At 72.3% G+C, this 17,992-nt stretch carries 19 protein-coding genes; 10 read left to right on the top strand and 9 right to left on the bottom strand.

The genetic code is table 11. The annotated features are described in order from the left end of the window. Positions 1-147: 147 nt before the first annotated feature. The 3 genes from ACP4J0_RS26115 (at position 148) to ACP4J0_RS26105 (ending at position 1,222) form a co-directional block, all read left to right on the top strand. Entirely contained in the window at positions 148-411 is a 264-nt protein-coding gene (locus ACP4J0_RS26115; RefSeq protein ID WP_279563697.1) for a type II toxin-antitoxin system Phd/YefM family antitoxin, read from the top strand. Continuing rightward, the gene (locus ACP4J0_RS26110; protein ID WP_426558628.1) at positions 408-662 is read left to right on the top strand and encodes a Txe/YoeB family addiction module toxin; all 255 of its coding nucleotides are present in this window, start codon (positions 408-410) and stop codon (positions 660-662) included. Before ACP4J0_RS26115 ends, ACP4J0_RS26110 begins: the two co-directional genes overlap by 4 nt. Positions 663-775: 113 nt before the next feature. Next, entirely contained in the window at positions 776-1,222 is a 447-nt protein-coding gene (locus ACP4J0_RS26105; RefSeq protein ID WP_426558630.1) for a VOC family protein, read from the top strand. 27 nt (positions 1,223-1,249) lie between these two features. Here the strand turns inward: ACP4J0_RS26105 and ACP4J0_RS26100 are convergent, their stop codons facing one another. After that, on the bottom strand, positions 1,250-1,915 hold the full coding sequence (locus tag ACP4J0_RS26100; protein WP_426601169.1) for a TetR/AcrR family transcriptional regulator: 666 nt from the start codon (positions 1,913-1,915) through the stop codon (positions 1,250-1,252). 59 nt (positions 1,916-1,974) lie between these two features. Here ACP4J0_RS26100 and ACP4J0_RS26095 point away from each other — a divergent pair, with 59 nt between their 5' ends. Continuing rightward, positions 1,975-2,946: an NAD(P)-dependent alcohol dehydrogenase gene (locus ACP4J0_RS26095; RefSeq protein ID WP_426601168.1), complete on the top strand. Its 972-nt coding sequence runs from the start codon at positions 1,975-1,977 to the stop codon at positions 2,944-2,946. Positions 2,947-3,014: 68 nt separating this feature from the next. Here ACP4J0_RS26095 and ACP4J0_RS26090 read toward each other — a convergent pair whose 3' ends face one another. Together ACP4J0_RS26090 and ACP4J0_RS26085 are read right to left on the bottom strand one after the other, a co-directional pair. Further along, positions 3,015-3,641 (bottom strand): DUF305 domain-containing protein, encoded by a 627-nt coding sequence (locus ACP4J0_RS26090; RefSeq protein ID WP_426601167.1) that lies wholly within the window; start codon positions 3,639-3,641, stop codon positions 3,015-3,017. Continuing rightward, complete coding sequence (locus ACP4J0_RS26085; RefSeq protein ID WP_426601166.1) at positions 3,638-4,306, bottom strand: DUF3105 domain-containing protein; 669 nt, start codon at positions 4,304-4,306, stop codon at positions 3,638-3,640. The genes ACP4J0_RS26090 and ACP4J0_RS26085 overlap by 4 nt, the downstream gene beginning before the upstream one ends. Positions 4,307-4,583: 277 nt before the next feature. On the opposite strand from ACP4J0_RS26085, the gene glnA reads away from it, so the two are divergent. From glnA to ACP4J0_RS26070, 3 genes are all read left to right on the top strand, one after another. Continuing rightward, positions 4,584-5,945: a type I glutamate--ammonia ligase gene (glnA, locus tag ACP4J0_RS26080; RefSeq protein WP_351388604.1), complete on the top strand. Its 1,362-nt coding sequence runs from the start codon at positions 4,584-4,586 to the stop codon at positions 5,943-5,945. Positions 5,946-6,162: 217 nt separating this feature from the next. Further along, the gene (locus tag ACP4J0_RS26075; RefSeq protein ID WP_426601165.1) at positions 6,163-6,762 is read left to right on the top strand and encodes a hypothetical protein; all 600 of its coding nucleotides are present in this window, start codon (positions 6,163-6,165) and stop codon (positions 6,760-6,762) included. A 562-nt stretch (positions 6,763-7,324) separates the two neighbouring features. Beyond that, positions 7,325-7,555, top strand: a complete 231-nt coding sequence (locus tag ACP4J0_RS26070) for a hypothetical protein (protein WP_426601164.1) — start codon at positions 7,325-7,327, stop codon at positions 7,553-7,555. 180 nt (positions 7,556-7,735) lie between these two features. Here the strand turns inward: ACP4J0_RS26070 and ACP4J0_RS26065 are convergent, their stop codons facing one another. Continuing rightward, positions 7,736-8,353 (bottom strand): TetR/AcrR family transcriptional regulator, encoded by a 618-nt coding sequence (locus tag ACP4J0_RS26065; RefSeq protein WP_426601163.1) that lies wholly within the window; start codon positions 8,351-8,353, stop codon positions 7,736-7,738. A gap of 157 nt (positions 8,354-8,510) precedes the next feature. Between ACP4J0_RS26065 and ACP4J0_RS26060 the strand changes: the two genes are divergently transcribed. Then, positions 8,511-9,281 (top strand): ABC transporter ATP-binding protein, encoded by a 771-nt coding sequence (locus ACP4J0_RS26060; protein ID WP_426601162.1) that lies wholly within the window; start codon positions 8,511-8,513, stop codon positions 9,279-9,281. Continuing rightward, complete coding sequence (locus tag ACP4J0_RS26055; protein ID WP_426601161.1) at positions 9,275-11,770, top strand: FtsX-like permease family protein; 2,496 nt, start codon at positions 9,275-9,277, stop codon at positions 11,768-11,770. Before ACP4J0_RS26060 ends, ACP4J0_RS26055 begins: the two co-directional genes overlap by 7 nt. A 278-nt stretch (positions 11,771-12,048) precedes the next feature. Here the strand turns inward: ACP4J0_RS26055 and ACP4J0_RS26050 are convergent, their stop codons facing one another. The 5 genes from ACP4J0_RS26050 to ACP4J0_RS26030 all read right to left on the bottom strand — a co-directional run bounded on the left by ACP4J0_RS26050 (position 12,049) and on the right by ACP4J0_RS26030 (position 16,619). Then, entirely contained in the window at positions 12,049-12,795 is a 747-nt protein-coding gene (locus ACP4J0_RS26050) for a DUF3618 domain-containing protein (protein WP_426601160.1), read from the bottom strand. Next, positions 12,771-13,202 carry a phage holin family protein gene (locus ACP4J0_RS26045; protein WP_426601159.1) on the bottom strand — a complete coding sequence of 144 codons (432 nt, stop codon included), beginning with the start codon at positions 13,200-13,202 and terminating at the stop codon, positions 12,771-12,773. Before ACP4J0_RS26045 ends, ACP4J0_RS26050 begins: the two co-directional genes overlap by 25 nt. A 1-nt stretch (position 13,203) precedes the next feature. Next, positions 13,204-13,890, bottom strand: a complete 687-nt coding sequence (locus ACP4J0_RS26040) for a hypothetical protein (protein WP_426601158.1) — start codon at positions 13,888-13,890, stop codon at positions 13,204-13,206. A 320-nt stretch (positions 13,891-14,210) separates the two neighbouring features. Continuing rightward, entirely contained in the window at positions 14,211-15,437 is a 1,227-nt protein-coding gene (locus tag ACP4J0_RS26035; RefSeq protein WP_426601157.1) for an MFS transporter, read from the bottom strand. A gap of 129 nt (positions 15,438-15,566) precedes the next feature. Beyond that, positions 15,567-16,619: an endonuclease/exonuclease/phosphatase family protein gene (locus ACP4J0_RS26030; protein ID WP_426601156.1), complete on the bottom strand. Its 1,053-nt coding sequence runs from the start codon at positions 16,617-16,619 to the stop codon at positions 15,567-15,569. Between the two features lie 426 nt (positions 16,620-17,045). On the opposite strand from ACP4J0_RS26030, the gene panB reads away from it, so the two are divergent. Then, positions 17,046-17,921: a 3-methyl-2-oxobutanoate hydroxymethyltransferase gene (gene panB / locus ACP4J0_RS26025; protein ID WP_426601155.1), complete on the top strand. Its 876-nt coding sequence runs from the start codon at positions 17,046-17,048 to the stop codon at positions 17,919-17,921. Positions 17,922-17,992 lie beyond the last annotated feature (71 nt).

Below are 17,992 nucleotides of genomic sequence, written 5' to 3'. Positions count from 1 at the left end.
CGTGGGATCAAGGTCGTACGCCTGAGCGTAACCGGGAAGGCGTGCGCGGGCGCCGGGGCGTACCGGTCTCGGTCTCCGGTGACCGTTCCGGTAGACCGCTCCACAGTCGTACGATATCTTGTACAAGCCGCGAAGGGAGGCACCGGTATGTCCATTACCGCGAGTGAGGCCCGTCAGAACCTGTTCCCTCTGATAGAGCAGGTCAACGAAGACCATGCCCCGGTACACATCACCTCCCGCAAGGGGAACGCCGTACTCATGTCCGAAGAGGACTTCACGGCCTGGACGGAGACGGTGCATCTCCTGCGTTCCCCCAGGAACGCCCGCCGCCTGCTCGACTCCATCGCCGAGGCCGAATCCGGCGGTGCGCGGCGGCGTGAACTGATCGATCCGGACACGGAGCGCCCGTGAAGATCACTTTCACGTCGCACGGCTGGGAGGACTACGTCCACTGGGCCGAGAGCGACCGGAAGGTGACCAAGCGGATCAACAAACTGATCACCGACATCACACGTGACCCGTTCAAGGGCATCGGCAAGCCTGAGCCGCTGAAGGGCGACCTGTCGGGCTACTGGTCACGGCGCATCGACGACACGCATCGCCTGGTGTACAAGCCGGTCGACGGCCAGCTGGTCATCGTCCAGGCGCGATACCACTACTGACAGCGAAGACCGACAAGACAACCGGCAACCGGCAACCGGCAACCGGCGCTGACACTGACACTGACAACTGAAACCGACATCGTGCTCGGCAAGGACACCGAAGGAGCCAGGCCATGGACTTCACCCTCGAAGTGATCCCGCTGCCCGTGACCGACATCGACCGCGCCCGGGACTTCTACCGGGACAAGGTCGGCTTCCACGTCGACATCGACCAGGAGGTCATGCCGGGGATGCGCATCGTCCAGCTGACGCCGCCGGGCTCGGGCTGCTCGATCGCCCTCGGCGACGCCATCTGGGACATGGCGCAGGGGCAGACCGCGCCGGCCCCCGGCACGTACCAGGGCCTGCAGCTGTGCGTCGCCGACATCAAGGCGGCCCACGCCGAGCTGGTGGGGCGCGGCCTGGACGTCTCCGAGCCGGTGCAGTACTCCCCGGACGACGGCGCCACGTTCATGTACTTCAAGGACCCCGACGGCAACGGCTGGGCGGTCCAGGAGTACCGGCGCCGGGAAACGGAGCCGCTGCACCAGCTGCTGGCGGACCTCAAGCGGCAGCGCTAGGGGCCCGGTCGACGGGCGGGCCCCCGGTCAGGTGGCCGTCTTCCTGGGCCACGGCAGGTGGTAGAGGCCGAGCGGCGCCGGGGGCGGCAGGGGGGCCGCCGCCGGGCCGGCGGAGTCCGCCCGGAAGGAGTGCAGCAGGAGGGCCACGAGCCGGCGGGACGCCGCGAGGGCGGCTTCCGTCGACCGGGCGCTGATGCCGTTGTTGGCCATGAACACGAGCGTGAGGTCACTCCGGTCGAAGTCGGCGCGCAGCCGCCCGGCCTCCTTCGCCCGCCGGGCCAGCACCGCGAAGCCCTCCTCGGCGCGCACCCGGGTCTCCTCGAACTCCGACGCGTCCGGGAACCGGGTGAGGAACGCCGCGGCGAAACCCCGGTCCAGGACGTTCAGCGCGCACACCTTCTCGACGACCCCGCAGAAGCCCGCCCAGGGATCGGGGTCGGCGAGCGCCTCGTCGATGGTGCCCGTGCAGACCGTGAGCTGGTCGGCGAAGACCGTCGTGACGAGCGACTCGCGGGTGGGGAAACGCCGGTAGAGCGTGGCGACCCCGACGCCGGCGCGGCGGGCCACGGCGGCCATCGGCACGTCCAGGCCCCGGGCGGCGAACAGGCCGCGGGCGGCCTCCAGGATGCGGTCGCGGTTGTGGCTCGCGTCCGCGCGCAGTCCGGGCGGCATCCGAGAAGAAGCAGCGGCCATGTCTCTCACATTAGCCGAAGTGGACGACCCCGTCCGGTTACGGGCCTAGCGTTCGGGACATGAGTGAGATGCGCGCGGCGCTGTACGACGGGTACGGCCCCCCTGAGGTCCTGTACGAGGGCACCGTGCCCAGGCCGGTCGCCGCACCGGGCGAGATCCTGGTGCGGGTCCTCGCCGCCAGTGTCAACGGCGGTGAACTGGCCGGACGGGCGGGGAAGGTCAGGCTGGTGACCGGACTGACGGGACGGGGCTTCCCCAAGCGGACCGGCATGGACTTCGTGGGCGAGGTCGTGACCCCGGGGCCGCCCGGGTCCGGGGTCGCGGCGGGCGACCGGGTGTGGGGGTTGCTGCCCCGCCACCGTATGTTCGGCAGCGCCGCGGAGTTCGTGGCCGTACCTCCGGAGCGGGTGGCCCTCGCCCCCTCCGCCCTCGATCCGGTCCAGGCCGTGTCCCTGCCCGCCGGGGGCACGACGGCCATCACCGCCCTGCGGGACAAGGCCCGCCTCCGGGTGGGTGAGCGGCTCCTGGTCCGCGGGGCCGCCGGAGGGGTCGGCAGCGTCGCCGTCCAGCTCGGCCGGGCCTACGGGGCCCACGTCACGGCTCTGGCGGGGGCCCGGAACCTCGGCTTCGTCCGTGACCTCGGCGCCGACGAGGCCTTCGACTACGCCACCACCGGTGCGGCCGGTCTCGGCCGGTTCGACGTCGTCCTCGACGCGGTCGGCACCGGACTGCGCGCCTACCGCCGGCTGCTGGCCCCCGGGGGCCGCATGGTGGCGATCGCCTTCGACCTGGCGCACCCGGCCGCGTCGATCGCCTACCTGCTGGCGTCGACGGCGTTCGGCTCGCGCCGCGTACGGTTCTTCAGCGGCAACCCCACTCGCGCCCTGCTCACCGAACTGACGGCCCTGGCGGAGAGCGGCGCCCTGCGTCCCGTGGTGGACACGGTGCGCCCGCTGGCCGACATCGCCGCCGCCCACCGGGCGCTGGAGCAGGGGGGCGTACGCGGCAAGCACGTCCTCCGCGTCGGCTGAGCCGCGACCGGGCAGGCCGGCGTGCGTACCGCCGACCGCCTCGCACCCGCGGCCTCACACCCGCGGCCTCACGCCCGCGGCTTCGCGCCCCGCTCCGCCAGCAGGTCCGTCATCAGCCGGATCTCCGACTCCTGCGACTCCACCATGCCCTGGGCCAGCCGCTTCTCCACGCCGACGGTGCACCGGTCGGCGCACCCCTCGGCCATGTGGACGCCGCCCTTGTGGTGCTCGGTCATGAGCTGGAGGTAGTAGACCTCCGCCTGCCTGCCGTCGAGCGTCGCCAGCTTCTCCATCTCGGCGTCGGTGGCCATCCCCGGCATCAGCGAGCCCTCGCCGGCGGAGGGCGCGTCGCCCATGCCCATCCAGGTCATCGGCGGGTCGGACGACACCTTCGGCAGCCCCCACAGGTCGAGCCAGCCGATCATCATGCCGCGCTGGTTGGCCTGCGTCTGCGCGATGTCGTAGGCGAGCCGCCGCACCTCCTCGTCCTTCGTGCGGTCGCGCACGATGTACGACATCTCCACGGCCTGCTGGTGGTGCACCGCCATGTCCCGCGCGAAGCCGGCGTCCGCCGAGTCGGCGGACGGGACGCGGCCCGCGCCGTCGTCCCCGGCGACGGCGTAGGTGATGCCGCCGGCCAGGACGAGGACCGCCGCGGCGGCCCCCGCGATCCAGCCGGCCTGTTTCGGTGTCACTCGGACAGTCCGTTCGTGCAGGCGGCGCCCGGCTCGGGGGTCTGCTCGCCCTGGACGAACTTCTCGAAGAACTTGTCCACGTTCGGGTCGTCGGCGCCCGTCACCGTGCGCTGGTGGCCCCAGGCGGTGAGCATGATCGGGTCCTTCTGCTTGTCGTCCGGGCTCATCAGCGAGTACGGCGTCTTCTTCACCTTCGCCGCCAGCTTGTCCACCTCGGCCTTCGGCGCCTTGTCGGTGTACGTCACCCAGACGGCGCCGTGCTCCAGTGAGTGCACGGCGTTCTCGTTCTTCAGCGGCTTGGTGTAGACGTCGCCGTCGCAGTTCATCCAGACCTGGTCGTGGTCACCGCCGACCGGAGGCTCGGCCGGGTAGGACACCGCTTCGGTGACGTGGTTGCGGCCGAGCGTCCCCTTCCAGGTCTGCACCCCGTCCTCGCCGGCGACGAACTCGCCGGAGGTCTTGCCGTCGGACGCCGTGTCGGAGGAGGAGTCGTCGGACTGCGACCGGACGAGGACGACCCCGCCGACGACGAGACCGGCGACGACCACCGCGCTGACCGCGATGGTGAGGATCCGGTTCCGGCGGTCGCGGGCCTCCTCGGCGCGCCGCATCTCGGCTATGCGTGCCTGTCTCGCCGTGTTGCTGGTCTTCTTCGCGGAACCCATGAGGTGTGCCCTTTCGGGAAAAGGGGGGCGGTGGAGTCCGCTGATCGTAATGGCGATGGAGGGATGAATCGTAGGGAGATCACAGGATCCGTCGCCGGGGGGAGCCCAGGAATGGCCCGATCGAACAGGTGGCCTCTACCCTGCGGGGAGGGCCGGTGGGCCGATCGAGGCCCGCAACGCGTACGAAACCGTGCTGTGGTGTGATGCTCGGGTGCGGGGCCGCCTTCCGCCGTACCGGATACAGGCGGCCTGACCAGCGAGGATGGGGAAGCGGAAGATGGACAAGCAGCAGGAGTTCGTGATCCGGACGCTGGAGGAGCGCGACATCCGGTTCGTACGCCTGTGGTTCACGGACGTACTGGGCTTCCTCAAGTCCGTCGCCGTGGCCCCGGCCGAGCTGGAGCAGGCCTTCGACGAGGGCATCGGCTTCGACGGCTCCGCGATCGAGGGCTTCGCCCGGGTCTACGAGTCCGACATGATCGCCAAGCCGGACCCGTCGACGTTCCAGGTCCTGCCCTGGCGCGCGGAGGCCCCGGGCACGGCCCGCATGTTCTGCGACATCCTCATGCCGGACGGCTCCCCGTCCTTCGCCGACCCGCGCTACGTCCTCAAGCGCGCCCTGGCCCGCACCTCCGACCTGGGCTTCACCTTCTACACCCACCCGGAGATCGAGTTCTTCCTGCTGAAGGACAAGCCGGTCGACGGCTCGGTGCCGACCCCGGCGGACAACTCCGGCTACTTCGACCACACCCCGCAGAACATCGGCATGGACTTCCGCCGCCAGGCCATCACCATGCTGGAGTCGATGGGCATCTCGGTGGAGTTCTCCCACCACGAGGGCGCCCCCGGCCAGCAGGAGATCGACCTGCGTTACGCGGACGCGCTCTCCACGGCCGACAACATCATGACGTTCCGCCTGGTCATGAAGCAGGTCGCGCTGGAGCAGGGCCTGCAGGCCACCTTCATGCCGAAGCCGTTCTCGGAGTACCCGGGCTCGGGCATGCACACCCACCTCTCCCTCTTCGAGGGCGACCGCAACGCGTTCTACGAGTCGGGCGCCGAGTACCAGCTCTCCAAGGTCGGCCGTTCCTTCATCGCGGGCCTACTGCGGCACGCGGCGGAGATCTCCGCCGTCACCAACCAGTGGGTGAACTCGTACAAGCGCATCTGGGGCGGTTCCGAGCGCACGGCCGGCGCGGGCGGCGAGGCCCCCTCCTACATCTGCTGGGGCCACAACAACCGCTCGGCCCTGGTCCGCGTCCCCATGTACAAGCCCGGCAAGACCGGCTCGGCCCGCGTCGAGGTCCGCTCCATCGACTCCGGCGCCAACCCGTACCTGACCTACGCCGTCCTGCTGGCCGCCGGCCTGAAGGGCATCGAGGAGGGCTACGAACTCCCGCCGGGCGCCGAGGACGACGTCTGGGCCCTCTCCGACTCGGAGCGCCGCGCGCTGGGCATCGAGCCCCTCCCCCAGAACCTCGGCGAGGCCCTCGCCCTGATGGAACGCAGCGACCTGGTCGCCGAGACCCTCGGCGAGCACGTCTTCGACTTCTTCCTCCGCAACAAGCGGCAGGAGTGGGAGGAGTACCGGTCCCAGGTGACGGCGTTCGAGCTGCGGAAGTCGCTGCCGGTGCTGTAGGGACAGGCCGGTCGGATGGCCTCCTCCCCATGTGAATGGGGAGGCTGGCTGGGCTTTCGGCGGCAGTGCCCGGCGCGAGTGGCGCGGTTCTGTCTCCTTGTTCCCATTCGGCTGTGTTCGCTCGTTATTCCAGGTGGAATTGCACGAGAGATGAGTGATCGTTTTCGTGGTAGAGTTTCGGTGAATTCGCAGAACGCCGCGAAAAAAGGGGAATGGTGTGAACACCGAGAAGGTCACGGCTCGACGTCTTACGGCCGAAGAGCTTACGGGATTGAGTCCTCAGGACGAAATCTTCGTCTCGGCGGAGATGGACGGCCTTCCTCTCGACTGCTACGCCCCGGCCTCCCTGACGGAGCCGGGTAAGAATTTCGAGGGGGGCTCCTTCACCGCGAGGACGATATTCGGTCAGGAAATCCGCGTTCTCCCGGACAATGCCGAGGAGCCCGGGGTCTGGGTTGCCGACAAGACTGGGGAAGAGATCGAGGTTCTCCAGAATGCCGGCGTACTCCTGAACCTCGCCCTCTTCGTTCCCAACGGGAGCAAGGAATCCCTGGAGTCGCTCTACTCCGCGGCCCGGGACGCCTTCGGCGCGGGAATCGTCCAGCGCTGGAGCGAGCAGGTCATCACGGTGCCGGACGTCAAGGTCGACCTGTTCGAGGAGCCGGCCCGGGCGCGGAAGAACGCGAGCGGCCAGATCCGCGACCGCCGCGCCCTGGACATCTATCCGACCCGAGTGCGGTTCATGGAGCCCAGCGACGGCTGGAAGTTCATCGTCGAACCGCACAAAGAGGTCATCGACGAGACTCCGACCATCTGACCTGATGGCACTGACCTGACGGCACTGACCTGACGGCACTGACCTGAAGGCACTGACCTGATGGCACCTTGACCTCAGCACTTCGCGAGAGCCCGCCGGCCTGCCGGCGGGCTCTTCCGCTGGGCCGGCCGCGGCCGTCCGGCCTTCCGGCACAGCTCCGAGCGGCTGCTCGACCCCGGTCGAACCCCCTCCGTCGTGTCACACCCCCTTGTGCCGGAGTCCGACCCGAAACGTCCCTCGGACCCACACACCGTTCATCACACGGCCGCATGGAACGCGGGGGAAAGAGGCGAACCGGGTCCACCATGCGCGTCCTGGGCCCGGAGGGCACCCACTACCGACGGGTATTGTGAAGGCGCGGGCCATTTCCATAACGGCATTCGCACACTGATGAATACGGCGACGCCGCGCGGGAGATCCCGACAGCGCGCGGCTGGTCGGAAGATCACCGGCGTGCTTGGATCAGTGCGCGGCACGCCGGTGAGCGGTTCCGGATCCCCACTCCGGATTCCAGGCGTGCTTCGCCGCTCTGAATTCGTGCATACGAAAGGAAAGACCTGCCATGAACCTCGTCCCCCAGGTCGAAACGGCTGAAATCTCCGACGCGGACCTGGACCAGGTGTCCGGCGGCCAGATCGGCATCGACGCCGGCGCGGCCGTCATCACGGTCGGTGGTACCGCCGGCGCGGGCCTCTACGCGGAGGCCGGCCCGCTCGCCGTCAACGGCGGTCTCGGCGCCTCGGTGACGCCCGGCGGTGCCGCGGAGGGCCACGCGCGCACCACCAGCTTCTGAGCCGCACTGCCGACACGCTGACATGCGCTGACATGCGCTGACAACAGTGAAACGTGGGCCCCGGATCTCCGTATCCGGGGCCCACTCACAGTTCGAGGACGCGCGGTTGCCGGGTGCAGCGATGGGCGTCCCGGTAGAAGACGGGCGGGCGACGTCGAGTGACTGGATACGGTTACTCCGTCACCCCCGCGTGGGGCACAGACCTCGTTCGATCGCGTCCGCCACCCGTCGTTCGGCCTCCTCCGCCTCCGACGGGAGCAGGCCGCGCAGGGGGCCGTCGATGAGGAGTACGGCCATGCCGTGGACGGTGGACCAGACGAAGTACTCGGCGTCTGGGCGGTGTTCGGGGGGCAGGTCGCCCGAGGCGGCCAGGTCGTCCAGGGCCTCGGACAGGAGGCGGTAGGCGGTCCGGCCGTCGGCTCCGGCCGCTTCCTCCGTGTCGGTTTCGGCCATGCCCGTCGTCGCGAACGCGGCGCGGAACAGGCCGGGTTCGGCCTGGGCGAAGGAGAGGTAGCCGCGGGTCAGGGCGCGCAGGCGCGCGCGGGGCGGGGAAGGGGCCTTCGCCAGCTGCCGTTCCATCGTGCGGGCCAGCTCCGCCAGGCCCGCCTGTGAGACCGCGCTCAGCAGCGCGCGGCGGTCGGCGAAGTGGCGGTAGGCCGCGTTCGGTGCGACGCCCACCCGCCTGGTCGCCTCACGCAGGACCACCGCGTCCGGGCCGCCCTCGCGGGCGAGTCCGACGCCCGCCACCATGAGCGCGTGGCGCAGGTTTCCGTGCCGGTAGGTCTCCCGTGGGGCCATGGTGCGCTCCTTTCTCCGCGGATCTTCCGCTCTCCCGCGATGTGGACGGCGTACACATCGCGGGCTAGTCTACGACGCATCCCGCACCCGGCTTCCGGGTTCGCGCGGGCACGAAATGTGGACGCCGTCCACATAGGTGCGGTCGAGGGGGATCGGCATGAGTGACGACGCGGTACGTCTCGAGGCGCTGACCAAGCGGTACGGCTCGGGGAGGACGGAGGTGACCGTCCTCGGCCCGGTGGACGTGGGCTTCCCGCGAGGCACCTTCACCGCCGTGATGGGACCCTCGGGGTCGGGCAAATCGACGTTGTTGCAGTGCGCCGCCGGCCTGGACGGGCCCAGTTCCGGGCGCGTCGTCCTGGCCGGCACCGACCTGTCCTCGCTGAGCGAGACGGAGCGGACCCGCTTCCGCAGGACCGCGACGGGGTTCGTCTTCCAGGCGTACAACCTGCTGCCCTCGCTGACCGCCGGGCAGAACGTGGCGCTGCCCCTGCGGCTGGCCGGGCGGCGCCCGGCTCGCGGCGAGGTGCGGCGGGCGTTGGAGCAGGTGGGACTCGCGGACCGGGCCGGCAGCCGTCCGCATCACCTTTCGGGGGGCCAGCAGCAGCGGGTGGCCGTCGCCCGCGCGCTGGTGTCCCGGCCGGCCGTCCTCTTCGCCGACGAGCCGACCGGGGCTCTCGATCTCACCACGGGGCGCGAACTCCTGCGCGTCCTGCGGGACCTGGTGCACTCCCCCGGCGGGCGGGAGCCGGGAACGGTGGTGATGGTGACCCACGATCCCCAGGTCGCCGCCTTCGCCGACCGCGTGGTCTTCCTCTCCGACGGACGCCTCGCGGGAGAGCTGCATTCGCCCACCCCGGAGGCGGTCGCCGAGCGGATGACGGCGCTGGGCCGGCCCGCGGCCGAAGCGGCGGGTGCGCGATGCTGAGGGTGGCGCTGGGCACGCTGCGTACCCGGTGGGTGTCGTTCCTGGGAACGGTGGTCGCCCTCGTTCTCGCGGTGGCGCAGCTGACCGCTCTGGGCGTGGTGCTGCTGGCCGTGGCCGAGCCGCCGGAGCGTCCTCCGCACCGGTTCGCCGACGCACCGGCCGTCGTACTGCCCGTCGACCCGCGGTGGGACTCCGCGCAGCACGATCTCGGCGTACGGTCGCCGGCCCAGGCCAGAGGCCTGTCGCGGCCGTTGCTGCGGGCGGTGGCCGCGACCGGGGCCACGGTCGTGGACCGGGCGTTCTACGCGCAGCTCGCGGACGGTCCGGAGAAACAGGTCGGACACCCTTGGCCGGTGGCCGAGTTCGGCGGGTACGTGCTGCGTGACGGGCGGGCCCCCCGTACGGGAGACGAGATCGTCGTCGCGGCGGGGCGGGCGCGCGCCGGCGAGACGGTGACCGTGCTGACGGCCGCCGCCGGCCCGGGGCGCTACACCGTCGTCGGCACCGTGGCGCCGGTCGGCTGGGAGGACGCCGTCTTCTTCACCGCGGCCGAGGCGGCACGGCTGTCACCCCGGATCGACGCCCTGGTCGCGCTGGGACCGGTGGAGCGGGTGCGCACGGTGGTCCGCGAGGAGTCCGAGGCCGAGGTGCTCACCGGTGCCGGCCTGCACCGCGCCGACGCGGACGCCGCGAACGACCGGGAGGCCCTGGACAACACCCTCACCCTGCTGCCGGTGATGGCCGCGGTGGCCGGTACCACCGCGGTGTTCGTGGTGGCCTCCACCTTCGCCTTCGCCGTGGTGCAGCGGCGCCGGGAGATCGCCCTGCTGCGCACCGTGGGCGCCACCGGACGGCAGGTGCGCCGCATGGTCCGCGCGGAGGCACTGCTGGTGGGGTGCCTCGCCTCGGCGCTGGGCGGGGTCCTGGGTCTGTTCGGCACCCGGCCGCTGACCGGGCTGCTGATCACGATGGACATCGCGCCGCCCTGGTTCGCGGTGGAACTCTCCGCGCGCTGGAGCGTACTCGCGCCGCTCGGGGCCGCCTTCCTGACCGGCCTGCTCGTGGCCTTCTGCGGTGCGGTGGCCGCCGCGCGCCGGGCCTCGCGGGTACGGCCGGTGGAGGCGCTGCGGGAAGGCACGGTGGACAACGCCGCGGTGACACCCGGCCGCGTCGTCCTGGGCGTCGCGGGGCTGGCCTGCGGGGCCGGTGTCGCCTGCTGGATCGGGCTGGTCGCGCCGCGGACCGTCCTGTCCCCCACCGCGTACGTCGTCTCGCTGCTGATACCCGTCCTCGCGACCGCCGCGCTGGCGCCGTCGGCCGTGGGCCCCGTCGTCCGGGTGCTGATGTGGCCGCTGCGGCGGCTGCCGGGTCCCGCGGCCCTGGTGGTGCGGCAGAGCGCGCTCACGTCCCGCCGGCGTACGGCGGCCACCGCCGCGCCGGTGCTGCTGACGGTCGGGCTCGCGCTGTCGCTCCTCACGGCCACGGACTCGCTGGGAGCCGCCCGGGACGAGGGGTTCCGCGCGGGAGTGGGCGCGCCGTACGCCGTGGTCCCGGACGGCACGGCCGGTTTCAGCCCGAGCGTGGCGGAGCGGGTCGCCCGGGTGGAAGGAGTGCGCGTCGCGGCACCCGTGCTGACCACCGTCTACTTCCCGGACGGGGACGGGCGGTGGGAGGAGAACGACGGGCTCGCGGTGGCCCCCGACGCGCTGCGCCGGTCGACCCGCCTGAAGGTCGTGCACGGGTCCCTGGACGACCTGGACGAGCGAAGCATGGCCGTGGCCGACCGGTGGCGGATGAAGGTCGGTGACCGGGTGCGTACGACGCTCGCGGACGGCCGCGAGGTCTCCCTGCGAGTGGCCGCCACCTATGCGGCGCTGCCCGGTGAGGACGTGGCGTACCTGCCGGAACGCTTCGCCGGGACGGGCCTGTTCGCCCGCGACGGCCTGGTCCGCCGGGCCTCCCTCTCCCTGGCCCCGGGCACGGACCGTACGGCCGCCCTCGCACGGGTACGGGCGGTGCTCGCGGGCAGTGGGGCTCGGCTGACCACCCGGGAGGGGCTGGTCGCCGCCGAGGCCGCGCAGGCGCGCCGGCTCACCGAGACCCGGCAGCGGTCCACCGCCGTGATCGTCGTCCTGTTCTGCTTCGTTGCCATCCTGAACACCCTGCTGATGGCGACCGCGGACCGGCGTCGCGACCTGGCCGTCCTCGGCGTGACCGGGGCCACCCCACGGCAGATCCTGCACTTCTTCGTCGCCGAGGCACTCCTGGTCACGGCGGTCGGGGTGACCCTGGCGCTCCTCGCCGGCGGGATCAACCTCCTCGGCCTGGGGGCCGCCCTGCACCAGCTCTTCGGCACGGCACCGATCACCGTGCCGTGGGCGGCGGTGGGGTCCGTCACGGCCGTCTCGGCTCTCCTGGCCGTGGTCGGCACCGTACTGCCGGTGGCTGCCGCCCTGCGCCGTCGCGTACGGCACGACAGCGATGCCTGAGCCGTCACCCGCGCCTGCCCGCATCGGGGACGGACGGGGCCGGGTCGGGCCGGGCATCCGCCCGGACGGAGTACCGGGGCGAGCCGGGGCGGGGCGGGGCGAGCCGGGGCGATCCCCGAGCCCCGGGCCCCGGGCCCCGGGCCCCGAGCAGGACGGAGCCCCGGGCCTCCGGCCGGGCGGGCCGGACAAGGGCTCGGGGCTCGGGGCTCGGGCTCGGGACTCGGGCTCGGGGCTCCCGTCGTATGCGTCAGGAGCTCGGGGCTCCTCCGTCGTACCCGCTAGGTGGAGCCGGGACCCCGCTGCCGGGCCTCGTCCTTGAGGTGCCGGCCGGAGTCCCGCGCCTGACCGGCGACCTCGCCGCCGCGGTCGCGGGCCTCGTCCTGCGTGGTGCGGGCGGCCTGCGCCGCGCTGTCCTTCACCTCGGCGGCCGCGCTCTGCGTCACCTCCTTGGCGCCTTCCTTCAGGTGCTGCGCGGACTCGGCGGCGGCCTGCTTCACCGGCTCCAGGGCCTCGCCGCCGCGCTCCATCAACTCGGCGGCCTTCTCCTGCTCGGTCCGGGAGGCGGGCAGCAGCGAGGACGCCAGCAGGCCGACGCCGAAGGCGACCAGGCCGGCGGCCAGCGGGTTGCCCCGGGTCTGGCGGCGGGCCATCTCGGGCGCCTGCTGTGCGGCTTCTCCCGCCTGGCCGGCCGCGCCGCGCGCCGCCTCGGCCGCCCGCCCGGTGCCTTCCTGGACCGAACCCGCCGCGGAGTGCGCGGTGTCCGAGACCGAACCCGCCGCGGAGTGCGCGGTGTCCGAGACCGAACCGGCGGCGGAGTGCGCGGTGCCGGTGACGCTGTGGACGGTGTGCGACGCCGTGCCCATGACCCGGTCGCGCACGCCCGATACCGCGCCGCGCATCCTGGCCCGGCGGCGGCGGACCGCCCGCCGGGGACTGGTCCGCTCGGCGAGCTGGTCCACGTCCGTGGAGAGCTGGCCGCGCGTGGCCTCGATCTCGGCCCTCATCTGGTCGGGTGACGTGCCCATTCCGCGTTCTCCTTCATGGTCTCGACGGTTCGCTCGGGCTTCGGGGAGACCGTGCGCATCCCCGTGCGGCCCTTCATGTACAGCACGGCCGCGACGACGGCCCACACCGCGGTCACGATCAGGGCCGCCCATCCCCCGTCCATGACGTTGGCCAGGCCCAGCACGGCGGCCAGCGAGAGGAACAGGAGGACCATGTAGCCGGCGAAACCGGCTCCGCCGAACATTCCGGCGGCCTTGCCCGCCCTCGTTCCCTCCTCCTTGATCTCGGCCTTGGCCAGCTCGATCTCCTGCCGGAAGAGGGTCTGCAGGTCCGCGGTCACGCGGGACATGAGCTGCCCGACGGACCTGTCGTCGACGTGCGGTTCGGTGGGGCGGGCGGGTCGGGGCGCGGGTCGGACGGTGGCCATCTCACACCCCCGGGTGCGCACGTCCCGGCGCGCCGCCCGGCGGTATACCGGTGGCGGGTGGGACCGGTGCGCTGGCGGGGGCCACCCGCGGCGGGGCACCCGGCGCGGGGCCGGGCGGCAGCGGCGCGGTGTCCGGGGCGGCGGCCAGGCCGTCGCGGCCCGCCGAACCGGTGGCCGGCCCCTGTCCGGAGCCGTCCGACCGGGCGGCGCTGCCCGCCTTCGCCAGGCGCCCGACGGCCAGTCCGGCCAGCAGCGCGCCACCGAGGAAGGCCCCGGGACGCCGGCGGGCGAAGCCCTGGAGGTCGGACACGAGGCCTTCGGCCCCCTGCCTCTCCAGGTAGCCGGCCGCACGGTGACCCCGGTCGGCCGCCTGCGTCGCCAGGCCGCGGACCGCGGACTCCTTGTGGGCGTTCTCGGCGAGGTCGGCGAGGTCGTCCGCCCACTGCCGCAGCGTGCCGGCCGCGCGCCTGGTCTGGCCGTTGGCCTCGGTCATCGCACGGCCGCGCAGGTCCTGGATGGCCGTACCGGCCTGCTGCCGGGCCTCGTCGGCCACGTGCCTGGCCTGTTCCGCCGCGGTTCCGGCGACCTGGCCCGCGGCCTGTCCGGCCTGCCCGGCCGTCGCGGCGGCCTCTGTTCTGACCTTGTCCCCGGTTTTGCTCCTGGGGCCGGTCTGTACGGACTCACTCATCGGCGACTTCCCCTCGTCGGATGTCCTGTGTGAGGTCCCGTGTCCGTCTCCCGGACGACCCGGCGTGTGCCGGAGGGCGCACACCGGGCGTCACACGTGACCGTCCGTCTCACGACGAGTGGCTATTTGTCGGCCTTTGACACACTTTCCGCCCCAGCAATCTCCCGCTCCTCGCGCTCCTGCCCTCCCCCACCGGGCGGGCCCCCGCGGCGATCGGCGGACCCGGGCCGGTCGCGCGGAGAAAACCGCAGGTCGCCATCGCCGGGAGGGCCCGGCCCGGGCCCTCCCGGCACCTGTCCCTGGGAGACGGGCGCCGGACGTTACCGGCAGACCGTTTCCGCGGGCTCCGGCACATGGCCCGCGACCACGCGTTCCCGCCCGGCGACCGGAGCGGAAGCGGCACGGCGGCGGTCCACCGCGTAGGCCGCGCCCGCGACCGCCACACCGAGCACCGCCAGCGCCGCCCCCGCCGTCGCCGGGGAGGTGGCGCCGAAGCCCGCCGCGAGGGCGAGGCCGCCGATCCAGGCACCGCCGGCGTTGGCGAGGTTGAAGGCGGCCTGGTTGGCGGAGGAGGCCAGCGAGGGGGCCGCGGACGCCTTCTCCATGACCATCAGCTGGAGCGGGGAGCCGGTGAGGAAGGCGGCCATGCCCAGGAGGGCCACCGCGACGGCCGCGGTGACCTCCGTGCGCATCAGGAGCGGGAAGAGGGCGAGGACCAGGACCAGCGAGGCGAGGCCGCCGAAGAGGGTGCCCCGCAGGGAGTGGTCGGCCAGCCGGCCGCCCAGCAGGTTGCCCGCGGTGGCGCCGACGCCGAACAGCGCCAGCAGCAGCGTCACACTGGCCTCGGCGAACCCGGCGGCGTCCGTGAGCATCGGGGTGATGTAGCTGTACGCGGAGAACAGCGCGCCGAAGCCCGCGACCGTCGTGCCGAGCGCCAGCCAGACGGGGAGGGAGCGCAGGGCGGCCAGTTCGCCGCGCAGGCCGGTGGTGGGTGCGGGGGCGTTCTCGCGGGGGATCAGCGCGACGAGTGCCGCTATCGCCGCGACGCCGATCGCGCTCACGCCGAGGAAGGTGGCCCGCCAGCCCAGCTGCTGGCCCATGGCCGTGGCCGCGGGCACGCCGACGATGTTGGCGACCGTGAGGCCGAGGAACATCAGGGAGACGGAGCGGGCCTTGCGTTCCGGCGCCACCATCCCGGTGGCGACCACCGCGCCGACGCCGAAGAAGGCACCGTGCGGCAGACCGCTGACGAAACGGGCGGCCAGGAGGGAGCCCTCCCCGGGCGCGACCGCGGAGAGCGCGTTGCCGGCCACGAAGAGGACCATGAGGGCGATGAGGACCGTACGGCGCGACATCCGGGCGGTCGCCGCCGCGAGCAGCGGGGCGCCGATGACGACGCCGAGCGCGTAGGCCGAGACCAGGTGGCCGGCGCTGGGGATCGAGATGTTCAGGTCTTCCGCGACGTCGGGCAGCAGGCCCATCATCACGAACTCGGTCGTACCGATGCCGAAGGCGCCCACGGCAAGGGCGAGCAGGGCCAGGGGCATGAGGGGTCTCGCCTTTCGAGAGCGGGGGTGTCCGTACGGGATGGGCGTCTGTCTGGACGCCCCATCCGGACGTCGTTATGTTCCCGTACGGAACAAAGCCTCTCAGGGCGAGTATTCCACCGGCGAATCTCAGGAAGCCGTTGTGTCGACCTTCACACGGGCGGCGATCGGAAGGTGGTCGCTGCCGGTCTCGGGGAGGGTCCAGCTGGTCACCGGGTCGACGCCGGTGACCAGGATCTGGTCGATGCGGGCCATCGGGAACGACGCGGGCCAGCTGAAGCCGAAGCCGTTGCCCACGGCACCCTGCGGGGAGCGCATCTGGGAGGTGATCGCGGTGAGCGCGCGGTCGTTCATGGTGCCGTTGAGGTCGCCGAGCAGGATCTTGCGGGGCAGCTTCTCGTGGGAGATGGCCTCGCCGAGGGCCTCGGCGCTCTTGTCCCGCTGCCGGGCGGTGAACCCGGCCTCCAGTTTCACCCGTACGGAGGGCAGGTGGGCGACGTACACCGCGACCGGGCCGGACGGGGTGGCGACGGTGGCGCGCATCGCGCGCTTCCAGCCCAGCCGGATGTCGACGGCCTTCACGTCGCTCACCGGGTACTTGCTCCACAGCCCGACGGTGCCGACGACCGCGTGGTGCCGGTACTTCGGCTCCAGCGCCCGCTCGTACGTCGGCACGGCGGACGCCTTCAGCTCCTCCAGGGCCAGCACGTCCGCGTCGGCCGCGGCCACGGCGCGGGCGGTGCCGGCGGGATCGGCGTTGTCGGCGTTGACGTTGTGCGTGGCCACCGTGAGGTCACCGCCGGCGCCGGTCTTGTCGAAGAGCAGGCCGCCGAAGAGGTTGAGCCACACGCTCACCGGAAGCACCAGCGCGATCAGCGCCGTCGCCGACTTGCGGACGACGGCGATCACCAGCAGGACCGGGACCAGCAGGCCGAACCACGGCAGGAAGGTCTCCGTGAGGCTGCCGAGGTTGCCGATGGCGTTGGGGATGCGTGAGTGGGCCGCCATGACGCCGGCCAGGAGCAGGGCCACCGCGGCGGTGACCAGGCCCCGGCGCCAGATCCGCCGGTCGCCGCGCCAGCCGGTGACCAGCCGGTCGAACAGACGCCGAATCCGGGTATCCCGGCGCTCGGGACCCGAGTCGCCGTTGTCCGTCTCCGTCATGTACGCCTGCTGCGCCATACCGTTGCCTCACTGACTGCCGTGCACACCGTCGCCCCCCGTGACTCAGCACCCTAGGGGATGATCGGTTCCGATCCTGCCGTCCCATGACGGCCGTACGGGCACGAGGACGCACGAGGCGGAGTCCGGAGTTCCGGTGACCGTCGACACGGTCGGCCCTGTGACACAACGGGCACATTTCACCCCCTCCCTCCCCTTTCCCTCCCTCCCCTTTCCCCGCGCGAATTCCCCCTCGCGCTAATTTCCCCGCGCGTCCTTCCCGGCGCGCGACGTTCCCCGTGCGCGGCCTTCCCCCCGCACGCGACATCCCCCCTCGCGCGCCCCGCGACGGGGGCCCCTAGCCGCCGGGGCTCACGAGGTGCCACCATGGAAGGGATCCGGGGACGCCGTCAGGGCGCCTCGAGATGACATGAAGGAGCCGTTGCCATGACGCAGCTCTCGGCTGCCCAGACGCCTCAGCGCAAGCCCGCCGACGGGAACAAGGCGCTGTACGGAGGCAAGAGCAACCGTCGTATCACCGTCCGGGACATCACCGCCGCCAAGGAGCGCGGCGAGAAGTGGCCCATGCTCACCGCGTACGACGCGATGACCGCGTCCGTCTTCGACGAGGCCGGCATACCGGTCATGCTCGTCGGCGACTCCGCGGGCAACTGCCACCTCGGCTACGACACCACCGTGCCCGTCACGCTGGACGAGATGACGATGCTCTCGGCCGCCGTCGTACGCGGCACCAGCCGCGCCCTGATCGTCGCGGACCTGCCCTTCGGTTCCTACCAGGAGGGCCCGGTGCAGGCGCTGCGCTCGGCGACCCGGCTGGTGAAGGAGGCCGGTGCCGGGGCGGTCAAGCTGGAGGGCGGGGAGCGCTCGCACCGGCAGATCGAACTGCTGGTGGAGTCCGGCATCCCCGTGATGGCGCACATCGGCCTCACCCCGCAGTCCGTCAACGCCATGGGCTACCGGGTGCAGGGCCGGGGCGAGGAGGCGGCCCAGCAGCTGCTGCGCGACGCCAAGGCCGTGCAGGACGCGGGTGCCTTCGCGGTCGTCCTGGAGCTGGTGCCGGCCGAGCTGGCCGCGGAGGTGACGCGGACGCTGCACATCCCGACGGTCGGCATCGGGGCCGGACCCGGCACCGACGCCCAGGTGCTGGTGTGGACCGACATGCTCGGGCTGACCGGCGGCCGGGTGCCGAAGTTCGTCAAGCAGTACGCCGACCTGCGCAAGGTCATGGGCGACGCGGCGAAGGCGTACGCCGAGGACGTCGTCGGCGGAGCGTTCCCGCAGGACGAGCACTCCGTCCACTGAGCCATCGCGGCACCGAACACCGGCCCCGGGGGATAGCGATACCCCGGGGCCGGTGTCGGCCGGATGTCGGT

It is taken from the genome of Streptomyces sp. WG7, from assembly GCF_049975785.1.
Taxonomy (GTDB): domain Bacteria; phylum Actinomycetota; class Actinomycetes; order Streptomycetales; family Streptomycetaceae; genus Streptomyces.
This window is presented reverse-complemented; position numbering and strand designations above follow the sequence as displayed.